This is a genomic window from Pseudomonas sp. S10E 269 (genome assembly GCF_002798465.1).
Classification (GTDB): domain Bacteria; phylum Pseudomonadota; class Gammaproteobacteria; order Pseudomonadales; family Pseudomonadaceae; genus Aquipseudomonas; species Aquipseudomonas pergaminensis.
The window spans coordinates 6,401,281-6,415,108 of the sequence record NZ_PHIJ01000001.1 but is presented as its reverse complement, the minus strand read 5'-3'; the positions used below and the strand labels follow the sequence as shown (position 1 = coordinate 6,415,108).

General features: G+C 63.5%; 17 protein-coding genes. 15 read left to right on the top strand and 2 right to left on the bottom strand.

What is annotated here, in order from left to right:
• Nucleotides 1–11 precede the first annotated feature (11 nt).
• The 12 genes from CWC48_RS29550 to CWC48_RS29495 all read left to right on the top strand — a co-directional run bounded on the left by CWC48_RS29550 (nucleotide 12) and on the right by CWC48_RS29495 (nucleotide 8,398).
• Complete coding sequence (locus CWC48_RS29550; RefSeq protein ID WP_100491070.1) at nucleotides 12–245, top strand: hypothetical protein; 234 nt, start codon at nucleotides 12–14, stop codon at nucleotides 243–245.
• A 9-nt stretch (nucleotides 246–254) separates the two neighbouring features.
• Complete coding sequence (locus CWC48_RS29545; protein WP_078047847.1) at nucleotides 255–689, top strand: hypothetical protein; 435 nt, start codon at nucleotides 255–257, stop codon at nucleotides 687–689.
• A gap of 4 nt (nucleotides 690–693) precedes the next feature.
• Nucleotides 694–1,476: a type III secretion system inner membrane ring lipoprotein SctJ gene (sctJ, locus tag CWC48_RS29540; protein ID WP_100491069.1), complete on the top strand. Its 783-nt coding sequence runs from the start codon at nucleotides 694–696 to the stop codon at nucleotides 1,474–1,476.
• Nucleotides 1,473–2,087, top strand: a complete 615-nt coding sequence (locus CWC48_RS29535) for a type III secretion protein (RefSeq protein ID WP_100491068.1) — start codon at nucleotides 1,473–1,475, stop codon at nucleotides 2,085–2,087. The genes sctJ and CWC48_RS29535 overlap by 4 nt, the downstream gene beginning before the upstream one ends.
• On the top strand, nucleotides 2,084–2,668 hold the full coding sequence (locus CWC48_RS29530) for a FliH/SctL family protein (RefSeq protein ID WP_078047850.1): 585 nt from the start codon (nucleotides 2,084–2,086) through the stop codon (nucleotides 2,666–2,668). Before CWC48_RS29535 ends, CWC48_RS29530 begins: the two co-directional genes overlap by 4 nt.
• Entirely contained in the window at nucleotides 2,665–3,987 is a 1,323-nt protein-coding gene (locus tag CWC48_RS29525) for a FliI/YscN family ATPase (protein WP_100491067.1), read from the top strand. Before CWC48_RS29530 ends, CWC48_RS29525 begins: the two co-directional genes overlap by 4 nt.
• A gap of 167 nt (nucleotides 3,988–4,154) precedes the next feature.
• Complete coding sequence (locus tag CWC48_RS29520; protein WP_100491066.1) at nucleotides 4,155–4,601, top strand: hypothetical protein; 447 nt, start codon at nucleotides 4,155–4,157, stop codon at nucleotides 4,599–4,601.
• Entirely contained in the window at nucleotides 4,598–5,599 is a 1,002-nt protein-coding gene (sctQ, locus tag CWC48_RS29515) for a type III secretion system cytoplasmic ring protein SctQ (RefSeq protein ID WP_100491065.1), read from the top strand. The genes CWC48_RS29520 and sctQ overlap by 4 nt, the downstream gene beginning before the upstream one ends.
• On the top strand, nucleotides 5,596–6,249 hold the full coding sequence (gene sctR, locus CWC48_RS29510; protein ID WP_078047854.1) for a type III secretion system export apparatus subunit SctR: 654 nt from the start codon (nucleotides 5,596–5,598) through the stop codon (nucleotides 6,247–6,249). The genes sctQ and sctR overlap by 4 nt, the downstream gene beginning before the upstream one ends.
• Nucleotides 6,250–6,259: 10 nt before the next feature.
• A complete protein-coding gene (locus CWC48_RS29505; protein WP_016969171.1) occupies nucleotides 6,260–6,529 on the top strand; it encodes an EscS/YscS/HrcS family type III secretion system export apparatus protein in 270 nt (89 codons plus the stop codon).
• A gap of 6 nt (nucleotides 6,530–6,535) precedes the next feature.
• Nucleotides 6,536–7,348 (top strand): type III secretion system export apparatus subunit SctT, encoded by an 813-nt coding sequence (gene sctT / locus CWC48_RS29500; RefSeq protein ID WP_100491064.1) that lies wholly within the window; start codon nucleotides 6,536–6,538, stop codon nucleotides 7,346–7,348.
• 3 nt (nucleotides 7,349–7,351) lie between these two features.
• On the top strand, nucleotides 7,352–8,398 hold the full coding sequence (locus tag CWC48_RS29495) for an EscU/YscU/HrcU family type III secretion system export apparatus switch protein (protein ID WP_100491063.1): 1,047 nt from the start codon (nucleotides 7,352–7,354) through the stop codon (nucleotides 8,396–8,398).
• Between the two features lie 31 nt (nucleotides 8,399–8,429).
• On the opposite strand, the gene CWC48_RS29490 is transcribed toward CWC48_RS29495, so the two are convergent.
• Nucleotides 8,430–8,852, bottom strand: coding sequence for a hypothetical protein (locus CWC48_RS29490; protein WP_100491062.1), 423 nt, complete (start codon nucleotides 8,850–8,852; stop codon nucleotides 8,430–8,432).
• A 135-nt stretch (nucleotides 8,853–8,987) separates the two neighbouring features.
• On the opposite strand from CWC48_RS29490, the gene CWC48_RS29485 reads away from it, so the two are divergent.
• The gene (locus CWC48_RS29485; protein WP_100491061.1) at nucleotides 8,988–9,446 is read left to right on the top strand and encodes a transposase; all 459 of its coding nucleotides are present in this window, start codon (nucleotides 8,988–8,990) and stop codon (nucleotides 9,444–9,446) included.
• Between the two features lie 288 nt (nucleotides 9,447–9,734).
• Here the strand turns inward: CWC48_RS29485 and CWC48_RS29480 are convergent, their stop codons facing one another.
• Entirely contained in the window at nucleotides 9,735–12,518 is a 2,784-nt protein-coding gene (locus CWC48_RS29480) for a winged helix-turn-helix domain-containing protein (protein ID WP_371857083.1), read from the bottom strand.
• Between the two features lie 608 nt (nucleotides 12,519–13,126).
• Here CWC48_RS29480 and CWC48_RS29470 point away from each other — a divergent pair.
• Together CWC48_RS29470 and CWC48_RS29465 are read left to right on the top strand one after the other, a co-directional pair.
• Nucleotides 13,127–13,399 (top strand): DUF2282 domain-containing protein, encoded by a 273-nt coding sequence (locus CWC48_RS29470; protein ID WP_078047860.1) that lies wholly within the window; start codon nucleotides 13,127–13,129, stop codon nucleotides 13,397–13,399.
• Complete coding sequence (locus tag CWC48_RS29465; RefSeq protein ID WP_078047861.1) at nucleotides 13,396–13,824, top strand: DoxX family protein; 429 nt, start codon at nucleotides 13,396–13,398, stop codon at nucleotides 13,822–13,824. Before CWC48_RS29470 ends, CWC48_RS29465 begins: the two co-directional genes overlap by 4 nt.
• Nucleotides 13,825–13,828 lie beyond the last annotated feature (4 nt).

Sequence of the window (13,828 nt, the reverse complement as noted above, 5' to 3'; positions counted from 1 at the left end):
GGAGCAGCACCATGTCCGTAACGGCCGTAGACAGCAATCTCGCCCCTGGTGGCGCCAGCCCTGAAGCCAAGTTCAATACTGCGGTGGATAACGCCAAGGCCGCCGACAAACCTGCCGAGCCGACCGACGCCGAGCTCACCGATTCGTTCATCACCCAGGCGGTCACCTACGGCGGTCAGTTCATCATCATGCCCAAGATGCAGGAACTGCTGAACGACGCCATGTCCGATGACGACGAAGAATAGGAAGCCCCTATGACTATCAGTCTCGCCGCCGGCGCTTCGGCGTTGCCGCCGTCTGCCGGCGCGGGGCCCGCTGGGGCCTCGCAGAACCTGTTCGAGCACATGGCCAACACCGCCAAGGGCATGCCCGAAGGCGCCAGCCCGCACCAGATCGGCTCGGGCCTGATGGAGCGGATGAACAGTTTCATCGATCGCACACGGGCTTTTTCCGAGCGTGCCGACCTGCTCACCAACAACCCGTCGGCACCGCCGCCAGCCCAGGCAGAGATCCGCACAGCCAGTGCCTCGCCATCGGCAGAGCCGGGGAAAAAAGTCGGCGAGCAACAGGTCGACCAGATCGTCCACTCCCTGGGCAAGATGTTCGACTACTCCATCGAAACCCAGATGGTGGTGCGCGGCGCGACGCAGATTTCCGGGTCCGCCAACACCTTGCTCAAGGGTCAATAACCGTATGCCAAGCCCAAACCGCGCCCTGCGCCTGTTGCTGATCGGCCTGCTCGCCAGCCTGCTGCAAGCGTGCAACACCGACCTCTACACCAACCTCAGCGAGCGTGACGCCAACGCGATGGTCGCGGTGCTGCTGCGCGGTGGCATCCCGGCGGAACGCAAGGCCCAGGACAATGGCCAGCTCAAGGTGGTGGTCGACGAATCGCGCTTTGCCGAAGCCATGACCCTGCTTGATAACGCCGGCCTGCCGCAGCAGAGTTTTTCCAACATGGGCGAGGTGTTCAAGGGCAATGGCCTGGTGTCGTCCCCCGTGCAGGAGCGGGCGCAGATGATCTATGCGTTGAGCGAAGAACTGTCCCACTCGGTGTCGCAGATCGACGGCATCGTTGCCGCCCGTGTGCACGTGGTGCTGCCGGACAACGACTTGCTCAAGCGCGTGATCTCGCCGTCGTCGGCCTCGGTGCTGGTGCGTTACGACCCGGGCACCGACATCAACACGCTGATCCCACAGATCAAGACCCTGGTGGCCAACGGCATTTCCGGGCTCAGCTACGACGGTGTCTCGGTGACCGCGATCAAGGCCGCTGTCGCCATCAGCCAAAACCCGGCGCAACCACGGCTGGTGCGCTTCCTGGGCCTGTGGCTGCTGGAAGATAACCTGCCACAGGCACGCTTGATGTTCGGTGCGCTGCTCCTGATCGCACTCGGTGCGCTGGGCGTGCTGGCCCGCCAGCAATGGGTGCGCCGCCAGTCCCAGGCGCTGTATGTGCTCAAGGAGGGTGAATGAGTTTGTTCGAGCGTTGGCAGGGGCTGGTGGCCGAGCCCTTGCAGTTCGTGCGTGGGGCCAGCCTGGGCGGGTGTTTTGCCGATGAGTTGCCGGAGGCGGTGCTGCAGGCGATGCAGGGCCAGCCGCGCTTTCGCCAGCGCCTGGAACAGCTGCTGGTCAGCCATTACCAATTGGCGCCCATGGATCAATTGATCCCACCTGTGGCGGCGGACTTGCCGGTGTTGCTGCTGTCGCCGGCACAGTTCGCCCGCTTGCCGAGGCAGTGCGGGGCGATCTGGCATGCCTCGACCCTGAGCCGGGAGATCCGTCGCGAGGTGGTCAATGAGCTGCGCGAAGGCCTCGGCGCCGAAGTCTTCGTGGCCGCCCTGGCCTTGCGCCAACTGGGCGGCGCGGCGGATCTGCTGCGTGATCCCGCTGAATTGGTCGAGGCCATTGACCGCGACGGCCAGGGCTGTGTCGCCGCGTGGTTGCACGCCCAACATGCCGACTGGCAGGGCTGGTTGCGTTTGCGGTTTGCCTTTCCCCAGGGTGACGGCGCCAGGGTGCCCCGCGACCTGGAGATCGTCCAGGCCGCTGCCGCGTGCCTGCTGGCCGAGGAGATTACGCCATGAGTGAATTGCCGAGTCGTCCCACTGCCCGCATCCTGCGCGCCGAAGAAGCCGCGTTGTGGAGCGACGGTTTTGCCTTCCTGCAAGCGGCCAAGGCACAGGCCGAACAGATTAAGACCGACAGCGAGCAATGGCTGAGCAGCGCCCGCGCCGAGGGCTTTGAAAGTGCTCGGCAGGAAGGCGCCGAGCAGGTGGCGCAGTTGCTGCTGCAGACCCAGTCCCAGGTGCAGCACTACTTGAGCAGCCTGGAAGGGTCCCTGGCCGACCTGGCCCTGGGCATCGTGCGCGAAGTGCTGGGCGAACTGGATAACGCCGATCGCGTGGTGCGCAGTACCCGCCAGGCCTTGAGTGCGTTTCGCCAGGACCAGGCCCTGACCCTGTGGGTGCCGCCGGCGGAAGTCGATGCATTGCGCCAGCGCCTCACGCTGGAAGGGCTGGCGATTGCGGTGGACGCCGATGAACAGTTGCACGCCGGCCAAGCACGCCTGAACAGCCCGGCCGGTTCCGTGGAGTTGGGCCTTGAAGCCCAATTGCACAACCTGCGTCGCAGCTTGTTGCCTTTCGCCGAAGAGGGCGTGGCATGAACCTTGAGCAGTTGCTGCCTCGACTCAGCGCACGCCTGGCCCAGGCGCGTCTGCGGCCCATGCACGGCACGGTGCTGAGCATTCGTGGTGTGCTGCTGCGGGCCAGTGTGGCGGGCGCGAGCATTGGCGAATTGTGCCAACTGCGCGACCCCGGCAGCGCACGCAGCCTGAGTGCCGAGGTGATCGGTTTTGATGGTGACGAGGCGATCCTGTCGCCCATTGGCTCCATGGAGGGGCTGTCCACGCGCACCCAGATCACCGCCACTGGCGAGACCCTGGGCGTGGCGGTCGGTGATGCGCAGTTGGGGCGGGTGATCAGCCCCATGGGAGATTTCCTCGATGGCGACGGCCTTCCACCGACCGTGGCCTTGCAGCATTACCCGCTGCATGCCGAACCGCCGGCACCGTTTTCCCGGCAACTGATCGTGCGTTCGATGGCCCTGGGCATTCGCTCCATCGATGGCTTGTTGACCTTGGCCCAGGGCCAGCGCATGGGGATTTTTGGTGAGCCCGGCGTGGGCAAGTCGTCGTTGCTGGCCAGCATCATTCGCAACAGCGAAGCGGATGTGATCGTGATCGGGCTGATTGGCGAGCGGGGCAGGGAGGTGCGCGAGCTGCTCGATGTGCAACTGGATACCCAGGCCCGTGCGCGCACGGTGGCGGTGGTCGCGACGTCGGATCGTCCGGCGGCCGAGCGGGTACGTGCGGCGTTTGTCGCTACCACTCTGGCTGAATACCACCGTGACCAGGGTCGTACTGTGTTGCTGTTGATGGACAGCCTGACTCGCTTTGCCCGTGCGCAGCGTGAGATCGGCCTTGCTGTGGGTGAGCCGCCGACTCGGCGGGGTTATCCGCCGTCGTTTTTCTCGGCTTTGCCGCGTCTGCTGGAGCGTGCGGGGCCGGGGCCTACCGGGAGTATTACCGCGTTGTACACGGTGCTCACCGAGGGTGATGCGGCCAGTGATCCGGTGGCGGAGGAGGCTCGTTCGATTCTTGATGGGCATATCGCGTTGAGTGCCGAGCTGGCTCAGCGTAATTACTTTCCGGCGGTGGATGTGTTGCGCAGTCGTAGCCGGTTGATGGAGCAGGTGGCGGGTGAGGAGCATAAGCGTTTGGCCATGCGGATTCGTGAGTTGATGGCGCGGTATGGCGAGATCGAGATGCTGATTCGGGTGGGCGAATACTCCGCTGGCAGCGACCCGCTGGCGGACGAAGCGATCAACCGTCACGCGGCCATCGAAGCCTTCTTGCGTCAGAACGCTGATGAACCGAGCAGCCTTGAACAGACGTTGGTACGCATGCGGCAGGTACTGGCATGAAGCTGGATGCATTCGCCGGTAGTTGTAGGAGCTGGCTTGTCGGCGATGGCGGTGGGGCAGCCAGCGACGTCTGTGATGGGTAGACCGTCATCGCAGGCAAGCCAGCTCCCACATTGGAGCTTCATGGGTTACTTGATGTGGTTTGGCATGAAAATGGAGACAACCGAATGAAAACCGAACAACTGCGCACCCTGCAATCCTTGCGGGTCTTGCGTGAGCAAAGGGCCGCGAGCCAACTGGCTGCGCAGCAGCAGCGTTGTGAGCAGACGCACGGTGTGTTGACCGACGCCAAGGAGCAGTTGCGTTTGCACCGGGAAGCCATTGCCGAGGAGGCGCGCCAGGTGTATGCGTCGCTCACCGAGGGGTTGTCGGTGGCGAGTTGGCAGGCTGCTCAGGACCGTTTGCGCGGTTTGTCGGATGACCAGCAGCAATTGGAAAACGATGTGACCCATGTGTCCATTACCCTGGAAAGCCAGGAGCGTGAGCGTGACTTGTTCCGTCAGGAACGCTTGAGCCGCCAGCGTCAGTCGGATGCCTGGCAAAGCCTGCTGGAAGGCCGTGAGAGCGATGAGCGTCGGGTGGGTGAGTTGCGTGATGAAGGCACCGGCACATGATCACAGCCCTTGCCGACCCGCTGTCGCCGTGGTTGACCCACTACGACCCGGCGTTGCTGGCCCTGCATAACCAGGTGCACCGCCGCCGTCGTCCCTGGCAGGGCCGTTGTGCCGGGCAGGACTTGCGTGTGTCCTGGGCCGCCGAGCCCCAGGTACTTGTGGCACCGCATGAAGTGTTGCTGGCGCTCGGTCGCGCTCCGGCGCGGCTGCGTTTGCCCGCCGCTGCGCTGGAGCAATTGTTGCTGCCGCTGGCGTTGCCGTTCGATGTGCAGCAACTGCCGGCGTTGCCGCGTTCGTTGTTGCTGGAGTTGGCGGTGCTCGACCTGATCGAGGCCTTGGAACCGTTGCTCGGCCATCCGGTGCAGTTGCTCGACGCCGCTGACGGCCAGACGGTGTTTGCCATGCAAGTCGCGCTGGAGCTGAGCTTCGGCAGCCAGCCGGCGATGAGCGTCCAACTGGACCTGAGCGAAGGTGCCGCCGTGCTGGTGGCGCAGTTGCTGGCGCAATACGCACCGATCGCGCCCGACCCGTTGCCGGCCCTGCGCCAGACCTTGGCGGTGGTAGCGGGGCGGCAATGGTTGAGCCTCGGCGAGCTGCGCAGCCTGCGCCCCGGCGATGTGCTGATGCTGGAGCAAGGCCCTGGCCTGCTGCTGGACCTCGACGGCCGCTTGCAGGCCCGCTGCCAATACCAGGGTGAAGTCCTGCGCCTGCAGGAAGCCTTGAAAGCCCCCTTTCTGGAACCGGAGAACACCATGACCGATGTTGATGCCGCCACGGCGCTGGATGACTTGCCGTTGAAACTGGTGTGCCAGGTGGGCAGCCTGGAACTGACCCTGGCGCAGTTGCGTGAACTGGGCGCGGGCAGCCTGTTGCAGCTCAACACGCCGGGCGTGGATAGTGTCGATCTGATGGTCAACGGCCGCCGCGTCGGCCAGGGCCAACTGGTGAAAATCGGTGACGGCTTGGGCGTGCGCCTGCTGAGTTTCGCCACCCCATGACCGGTTATCAGCCGAACCTGATCGAGATCATCCTGGTCGTTGCGACGATCGGGTTGATCCCGTTGGCGGTGGTGACGCTCACCGGGTTCATGAAGATCTCGGTGGTGCTGTTCCTGATCCGCAACGCCCTCGGCGTGCAACAGACCCCGCCGAACCTGGTGCTGTACGGCATTGCGCTGATCCTGTCGGTGTACGTGACCACGCCGTTGATTGGCGACATGTACCGGCAGGTGGAGGGCCGCGACCTCAACATCGAGCATGTGGAGCAACTCAAGGACCTGGGGGACGCCCTGCGCCCGCCGTTGCAGGCGCATTTGGCGCGGTTCGCCAATGAGTCCGAGCGTGGTTTTTTCGTGCAGGCCACCGAGACCATCTGGTCGCCGCAAGCGCGTGCCGACCTGCGTGACGATGACCTGGTGGTGCTGATTCCGGCGTTTGTCAGCTCGGAGCTGACCCGTGCGTTCGAGATCGGCTTTTTGCTCTATATCCCGTTCCTGGTGGTGGACCTGCTGGTGTCCAACGTGCTGATGGCGATGGGCATGTCGATGGTCTCGCCGAACCTGATCTCCATTCCGCTGAAGATCTTTTTATTCGTGTCCCTGAGCGGCTGGTCGCGCTTGATGCACGGTTTGATTCTGAGTTACGGCTGAGGCACGACCCATGGGCCAGGACGTATTCCTGTCATTGATGAAACAGGCACTGATGACCGTGCTGATGCTCTCCGCGCCGGCGTTGGGGGTGGCGATTATCGTGGGCTTGAGCGTGGGCTTGTTCCAGGCGCTGACGCAGATCCAGGACCAGACCCTGCCCCAGGTGGTGAAGCTGGTGGCGGTGCTGCTGACCATCGTCTTCCTGGGCCCGGTACTCGCCGGGCAAGTGGCGGAGCTGGGCGGCCAGGTGCTGGACAATTTTCCGATGTGGACGCGCTGACCGCCCATGGATGCCAGCCTGACCGCGCAGTTCCTGGAAGTCGCCTACCCGGTGATCAGCGCCGCCTCGCTCGCTGCCTGCCGTGCCATGGGCGTGGTGGTGATCACCCCGGCGTTCAACCGCTTGGGCCTCACCGGGATGATCCGCGGCTGCGTGGCGGTGGCGATTTCCATCCCGATGTTCTTCCCGGTGTTCGAAGCGCTGACGTCAATGCCGGAGCACGGCAGCGTGTTTATCGCCGGGTTGCTGATCAAGGAATTCCTGATCGGCATTCTTATCGGCCTGCTGTTTGGCATTCCGTTCTGGGCGGCCGAGGTGGCGGGGGAGTTGATCGACCTGCAACGCGGCTCGACCATGGCGCAACTGGTGGACCCGTTGTCGTCCGGGGAATCGAGCGTGATGGCGACGCTGCTCACGGTGATGCTGATCACGCTGTTCTTCATGTCCGGCGGGTTCATCCTGATGGTCGACGGTTATTACCACAGCTACCAGCTCTGGCCGGTCACCTCGTTTACGCCGGTCTTCGCCAGCTCGGCGTTGCTGGCGGTGTTGTCGATCCTCGACCAGATCATGCGTGTTGGCGTGCTGATGGTCTCGCCGTTGCTGATTGCGCTGCTGGTTACCGACCTGATGCTCGCCTACCTGTCGCGCATGGCGCCGAACCTGCACATCTTCGACCTGTCGCTGCCGGTGAAGAACCTGTTTTTCACGATCCTGATGGTGATCTACATCGGCTTCCTGATCCCGATGATGCTCGACCAACTGGCGGAGTTTCGCGGCACCGTCGAACTGCTCAAGGCCCTGGCCGGCATGGAGTAGCCCATGGCCGATACCAGTGAAGAGAAATCCCAGCCGGCGACGGACAAGAAGCTCCAGGACGCGCGCAAGAAAGGCCAGGTCGCCAAGAGCCAGGACCTGGTGTCGGGCATGGTTATCCTGTTCTGCACCCTGTGCATCTCGATCCTCGCGCCGCGCGCCAAGGCCCAGGTCACCGCACTGATCGACCTGACCGCGCGGATCTACATCGAACCGTTCGCCACCGTTTGGCCCCGGGTGCTCGACCACGCCGAGCAACTGGTGATCGGCATCACCCTGCCGGTGATGGCGGTGACCACCGGCGTGGTGATCCTGACCAATATCATCACCATGCGCGGCTTTGTGTTCTCGGTGGACCCGGTCAAACCTGAGTTCAAGCGCATCAACCCGGCAGAGGGCCTGAAGAAGATCTTTGCCCTGCGCAACCTGGTGGAGTTCATCAAGGGCCTGATCAAGGTGCATGTGTTGGCGATTGCGTTCTACGTGGTCGGCAAGCACGCGTTGCAGGCGCTGATGGAATCGTCGCGCTGTGGGGCGGAGTGCATGGAGTCGACGTTTTTCCTGGTGCTCAAGCCGCTGGTGTTCACCGTGCTCTGCGCCTTCATTGTGGTGGGCGCGGTGGACGTGATGATGCAGCGCTGGCTGTTCGGCCGCGACATGAAGATGACCCGCAGCGAAACCAAGCGCGAACGCAAGGACATCGACGGCGACCCGCTGATCAAGAGCGAACGCCGGCGCCAGCGCAATGAAATGCAGGCGCTGGCCACCAAGCTGGGTCTGAACCGCGCCTCGATGATGATCGGCACCACCGACGGCTGGGTGATTGGCGTGCGTTACGTGCGCGGGGAAACCCCGGTGCCGGTGATCGTGTGCCGGGCATCGCCGGAGGAGGCGTTGTTGATGTTGCAGGAGGCGTACGACCTGGGCATTCCCCACGCGCCGGACAAGGCCCTGGCTGCTGACATTGCGCGCAAGACCGTGCCCGGCGACCCGGTGCCGGATGCCTCATTCCAGGCCGTGGCGGACTGGCTGGTGGCGGCCCGCCTTATCTGAGGCAAGGGTGTTGTCATAGCCATCAAGCAGGCTAAACGCGCATCGCGCCAGACGTCGGGACCGCGGTGAGAGCAAGTAAGGCAGGCGCAACCGGGTTTGCTGCGCCTATGACAGCTGACGCCTTTTGGGGGTGTTCATCGACTGACGGCAGAGGTAAATCGACAGGTGTTGCCTCTTTTACGGCAGGTTTTTCCAGGGGGCGCAGATGTTCGGGCACATCGTTTTGCAAGGCTTTCCAGGACGGCTCAAGGGATGTCGCCGGGTTTTTGATGGGCGCGGGGTCTGTTTGCCCATCGGATGTGGGCGTAGCCGCCTTGTCGCCAGCGATGGCCTCAATCGCTTTACTTGTGCCGTAGGCGGCGCCGGCAGTTGCCACACCGGTGACGGCACCGACAGCGACTGCTTTGGCAGCACCCACCAAGGCGGGGATGATTGCAGCAAGAAATGGAAACATAAGCAGGGTCCTTCTGTGATCGGATGGGAGTCGATCATGAGTGTCCAGAGCTCCTTCCTCAGTTCCATTTCCCACGGCTGGGCTCAATCAGCTCCTACGTGATGGTATTCACCGCCATAGCCATCGACAACGGATTTGCGCCTAGCCCCTCAATCCCACCGCCTGCGCCACGGACGATATTCGGAGCACGGGCGCAGTTACCTCATCACCATCGTCGTTCACAACCGCCAACGTCTATTCACTGACGTGTTCCTGGGGCGCTTGCTGGTTGCCGAATTGCGGCACGCCCATGAATTGGGCCTGATCGACTCCGTGGCCTGGGTGATCATGCCTGACCATATCCACTGGCTATTCGAACTGAAGCAAAAGACCTTGGCCGATGTAATGCGGCGTATCAAGTCACGTAGCACGCTGACCATCAACCGTCGTCGTCAAAGCAAAGAACGTGTCTGGCAGCCCGGTTATCACGATAGGGCGGTGCGCGTGGAGGACGATGTTCGGAAAATGGCCAGGTACATCATCGCCAATCCATTGCGAGCCGGGTTGGTTGAGCGGGTAGGAGATTATTCGCTGTGGGATACGGTTTGGCTTTGATTGAATTCAAATTGTGGCTTGTAATTGTGGTGAGCGGCCGGTGGCTTTGGCTTGTAATTGTGGTGAGCGGGCTTGCCCCGCGCTGGGCTGCGAAGCGGCCCTAAAACAGCCAATCGGGTTCTGGCTGAAAGAACGCGGTGCCTGTGTTGGGGCCGCTTCGCAGCCCAGCGCGGGGCAAGCCCGCTCACCACAGCAAGCCCGCTTACCACAGCAAGCTTGCCCACCACAGCAAGCCCCTTCGCCACAGCGAGCCCGCTCACCACAGCCAGGCATTCCCAATGGACGTCCCTACCGGTGCTGGAAGCGGGGCAGGGAGGCGATGCGCAGTTTGGGTTCCTGGAGGCGGGCCAGGTCGGTTGCGATCTGGGCCCGCCAGAAGTGCGCGCCCGACAATTGCGCGTCAACCCACGCTTGGCGCAGCAGTACTTTGGCCTTGTCCACCGAGCCGTAGTGAGCCTGGCGCAGGGTCAGTTGCGCCTTGATTCGCAGCATCTGTGGCGCGAACCAGCGTTCATGGCGGCCGAGGGCCAGTTGCAGGGTGTCTTCCAGCACTTCCAGGGCGAGTTTCTCCAGGCCCAGGCGCGCCAGGCCGAGGGCGTATTCGCAGCGCAGCAGGCTGTAGAGCTGGCTGTCGCCCTGGCCTTGCAGGTGATGCAGCGCTTCGCCCAGTTGCGGCACGCCGGCTTCCGGCGAACCCTCGCGGATCAGCAGGATGCTCTCGAAACACAGGCGAAATTGCCGCCAGATATGCAGGTCCTGGCCGGTGGTGCTGTCTTGCAACAGGCCCAGGTAGTAGCGCGCTTTCGGCAGGTTGGACGCCAGCAGCGCCAACGGGATTGCGCCCAGGCACAGGGTGTACCAGAGGGTCGCGGGGTGATCGAGGGAGATGGCTTCATCCACGCAGCTGCCGATCAGGCGCAGCGCCGGGTCGACATCCCCTTCGAGCAACTGCACCTTGGCCTTGAGGCAGCGGGCGGCAATGCGTTGGTCGAAGTGCACATCGATGATGTGCGAGCGCGGCGCCGACGGTGAGCCGAGCGCTTCGTCGATATTCAACCGTGCGCCCAGCAGGTCGCCCATGTGGAACAGCGCCACGGCGCGCATGCGCTTGCCGAGCAGTTGGTGGCTGCCGCTGCTGTTCAGGGCGATGTAGCGCTCGGCCAACTCCAGGGCTTCGGTGTATTGGTTGCAGCCACAGCGGTCGGTCCACAGGCCCCAGAGTGCGCGCAATTTGTGGTCCGCATCGCCCAGGTCGCGGGCGTCTTCACACACCTGGCGCCAGGCTTCGCGCATTGCTGTGCCGGTGCCGTAGGTGAGCATCAAGACACTGGCCAGCGCGGTCTGCAGCAACATGCATTGGCGCAAGGGCAGCGGGATAAGGGCACCACTGGCCAGGCCCTTGTCGACCCAGGTACGGCACTCGCTGACCAGCGACAACCGCAGCCACAACGGCACGCCGCCCAAGGTCAGGTCGATGCCCAGGGAGAGGTCGCCGGTGGCCGAATAAGCCCAGTCGAGCGCGGCACGAATGGTGTTGATCTCCGGCCCGTAGAGCGCCAGCCACGTGGCCGGGGACAATCCGTCCAGGGTCTTCCCGGCTTCTTGCAACACCCCCAGCGCATAGCGTGCATGACGTTGGCAGGTGGCGGTGGTTTCACCCTGTTCGTTGAGTTTTTCCAGGGCGTAGGCGCGGGTGGTTTCCAGCAGGCGATAGCGCTTGGGCACGCAGGCTTCGCTGGCGATCAGCAGCGACTTGTCCATCAGGCTTTCGAGCAGGGGCAGGGCGTTGCGCGGGTCGAGGCGGCTGCTGGCGGTCATCGCCTTGACCGCGTCCAGGGTGAAAGAACCGGTGAACACCGCCAGTTGGCGCAGCAGCGTCTGCTCGTCGCCACTGAGCATGGCGTAGGTCCAATCCAGGGTCGCGCTGAGGGAGCGATGGCGGGCGAGGGCGGTGCGCCGGCCAGTCATCTGCAGGCGGAAGCTGCCGTCGAGCAGGCCCACCAGGTCCTGGATACCAAAGGTGCGCACCCGTGCGGCGGCGATCTCGATGGCCAGCGCGTTGCTGTCGAGTTTGCGGCAAATTGCGCTGACGGCTGCAACGTCTTCATCGTTGAACACAAAGCCGGGGTCGAGGGCGCGTACGCGTTCCACAAACAGGCGCACGCCGGACCAGGCCAGGGCTTGGCTGGCGCTGAGGTGGGCGTGGGCGTCGGGGACCTCCAGCGGCGCCAGGTCGTGCACCCGTTCGCCCTCGGCGCGCAGCGGCTCGCGGCTGGTGGTCAGCACACAGCAGTGGGGCGCGCTGCGCAGCAGGGTTTCCACGGCGGTGGCGGTGGCGGGCAGTACGTGCTCGCAGTTGTCCAGCACCAGCAGCACGCGGCGGTTGGCCAGGTTGGCGGCCACGCAGTGCAGTGGGTCTGCGCTGACAGTCTGGATGCCCAGGGCGCTGGCGAGCATGCCGGCTACCCATTGCCCACTGGTGGCCGGGGCGAGGTCGACAAAACAACTGCCCAGGTTGAGTTCAGCGGCCAGGCGTTGTGCCACGGCCAGGGCCACGGTGGTCTTGCCGATGCCACCGGGGCCGGTGAGGGTCACGAAGCGCTGGCTCATGACCTGGTCGGCCAGGCTGGCGGTCAACGCGTCACGGCCGATCACCTCCACCGTGGGCGCCGCCAGGCAGGGCTCATCAGCCCGCACGGACGGCACCGGCAACTGCTCTTCACCCGCCGCCTGCACCGTGACCGGTGCGACAAAACGATAGCCGCGGCCCGGCACGGTGACGATATAGCTGAAGTTGCCATCGTCGCCCAAGGCACGGCGCAGCGCGACGATCTGCGCGCGCAGGTTGCATTCCTCCACCACCACCTTGGGCCAGGCGAAGGAGATCAGTTCGGACTTTTCCAGCAGTTCGCCGGCACGGGTCACCAGGGCAATCAACAGGTAGAGCGCGCGGCTGCCCAGGGTCACTGGCTCGCCATTGCGCAGCAACACATGCTGCCTGGCCAGTAATAGAAAGGGACCAAAGCCAATGGTGCTGTCGGGGGTGGCCGGCGCGGGGTGGTCTGCATCCATGAAGGACACTGCGTGGTGCTTGCTCGAGCTCATCAAATCATCCTTTTTATAGTCGGGCTTGTTATTGGCGATCAGGCCATTCGCCCTTTTTGGGGTACAGATGTGCAGCAGCAGTTTTGGAAAGTTGATGTCGATCAAAAGGTCGGAAGGTCGCCCTCCTTTGGGGCGTTGTCGTTTTTATGGGTGGGTCGCGCAGCATGTTTCAGAGGATGAGACTGTCCCAGGGCTGAAACATTTTATTACTAGAAATAGGGATAAAGCAGAATGTATGCCAGTTGGCATGTAACAAACATGACAACAACCGCATGAAATTTATGGTGATTTTTGCGGTCGTCGGCGACACGCAATGGCCTTCGTTCGGAAAGGCGAATATTTCTAATTGTGTCGTTCGGGATGCCGAATAAAACGCCAGCGTTTTGGCACTGTTTTATTGACTGTGTATCGAACTGTATCCCCGCACCCTCCTGATACACCGGCATGACGTTCTATCGCGTTCGCGACACAGAGCGGATACACGCCTGGCTTTAACTCTGTCCACCAGCTGGCGCAGGCGGTCACCGACCCCAAGGCGCCCTGGCCACACTCAGTCAAGCCAGGAGACTCACCCCATGAAGCGTCCTTACGCAGCCCTCGCGGCAACCCTCGCCCTGTCTATCAGCGCCTTTGCGGCCGTGGCCCACGCCGATGAGCCCAAGCCCCAGGAAAAATGCTTCGGCGTGTCCCTCGCCGGTGCCAACGATTGCGCCGCGGGCAAAGGCACTTCGTGCGCCGGCACCGCCACCACCGACTACCAGGGCAATGCCTGGGTGTTGGTGGACAAAGGCACCTGCACCCAAATCAAGACGCCCAAAGGCTTTGGCAGCCTGACGGAGCAGCCATGAGCCGAGCGGCCCCGGCGCTGATCCAGCGCCTGCTCCCCGAAGCCCTGCTGTTGCTGGTGGCCCGGGTAGCGGTCGCGGCGGTGTTCTTTCTGTCGGGGCGCACCAAGGTCACCGGGTTGCTTGAACTCAAGCCGTCGACCTACACGCTGTTCCGTTCGGAGTACGCCTTGCCGCTGATCCCGCCGGACTGGGCGGCACACCTGGCGACCTACGCCGAGCACCTGTTCCCGCTGTTGCTGGTGCTGGGCCTGCTGACCCGTCCGGCGGCCGCTGCGTTGCTGGGCATGACCCTGGTGATCGAGGTGTTTGTGTACCCCGATGCCTGGCCGGTGCACCTGACCTGGGCGGGCCTGTTGTTGCCGCTGCTGGCGTATGGCGGTGGGGCCTGGTCGCTGGACCGCCTGATCTCAGGCAAACGTTCATAACTTT

What these genes read in the sequence shown, in the direction of transcription:
- CWC48_RS29505 (WP_016969171.1), top strand. Translation starts at nt 6,260, where the DNA reads ATGGGCCAGGACGTATTCCTGTCATTGATGAAACAGGCACTGATGACC.
- CWC48_RS29480 (WP_371857083.1), bottom strand. Translation starts at nt 12,518, where the DNA reads ATGGATGCAGACCACCCCGCGCCGGCCACCCCCGACAGCACCATTGGC.
- CWC48_RS29470 (WP_078047860.1), top strand. Translation starts at nt 13,127, where the DNA reads ATGAAGCGTCCTTACGCAGCCCTCGCGGCAACCCTCGCCCTGTCTATC.
- CWC48_RS29535 (WP_100491068.1), top strand. Translation starts at nt 1,473, where the DNA reads ATGAGTTTGTTCGAGCGTTGGCAGGGGCTGGTGGCCGAGCCCTTGCAG.
- CWC48_RS29490 (WP_100491062.1), bottom strand. Translation starts at nt 8,852, where the DNA reads ATGTTTCCATTTCTTGCTGCAATCATCCCCGCCTTGGTGGGTGCTGCC.
- sctJ (WP_100491069.1), top strand. Translation starts at nt 694, where the DNA reads ATGCCAAGCCCAAACCGCGCCCTGCGCCTGTTGCTGATCGGCCTGCTC.
- CWC48_RS29520 (WP_100491066.1), top strand. Translation starts at nt 4,155, where the DNA reads ATGAAAACCGAACAACTGCGCACCCTGCAATCCTTGCGGGTCTTGCGT.
- CWC48_RS29465 (WP_078047861.1), top strand. Translation starts at nt 13,396, where the DNA reads ATGAGCCGAGCGGCCCCGGCGCTGATCCAGCGCCTGCTCCCCGAAGCC.
- sctQ (WP_100491065.1), top strand. Translation starts at nt 4,598, where the DNA reads ATGATCACAGCCCTTGCCGACCCGCTGTCGCCGTGGTTGACCCACTAC.
- CWC48_RS29530 (WP_078047850.1), top strand. Translation starts at nt 2,084, where the DNA reads ATGAGTGAATTGCCGAGTCGTCCCACTGCCCGCATCCTGCGCGCCGAA.
- CWC48_RS29525 (WP_100491067.1), top strand. Translation starts at nt 2,665, where the DNA reads ATGAACCTTGAGCAGTTGCTGCCTCGACTCAGCGCACGCCTGGCCCAG.
- CWC48_RS29550 (WP_100491070.1), top strand. Translation starts at nt 12, where the DNA reads ATGTCCGTAACGGCCGTAGACAGCAATCTCGCCCCTGGTGGCGCCAGC.
- CWC48_RS29545 (WP_078047847.1), top strand. Translation starts at nt 255, where the DNA reads ATGACTATCAGTCTCGCCGCCGGCGCTTCGGCGTTGCCGCCGTCTGCC.
- CWC48_RS29495 (WP_100491063.1), top strand. Translation starts at nt 7,352, where the DNA reads ATGGCCGATACCAGTGAAGAGAAATCCCAGCCGGCGACGGACAAGAAG.
- sctT (WP_100491064.1), top strand. Translation starts at nt 6,536, where the DNA reads ATGGATGCCAGCCTGACCGCGCAGTTCCTGGAAGTCGCCTACCCGGTG.
- sctR (WP_078047854.1), top strand. Translation starts at nt 5,596, where the DNA reads ATGACCGGTTATCAGCCGAACCTGATCGAGATCATCCTGGTCGTTGCG.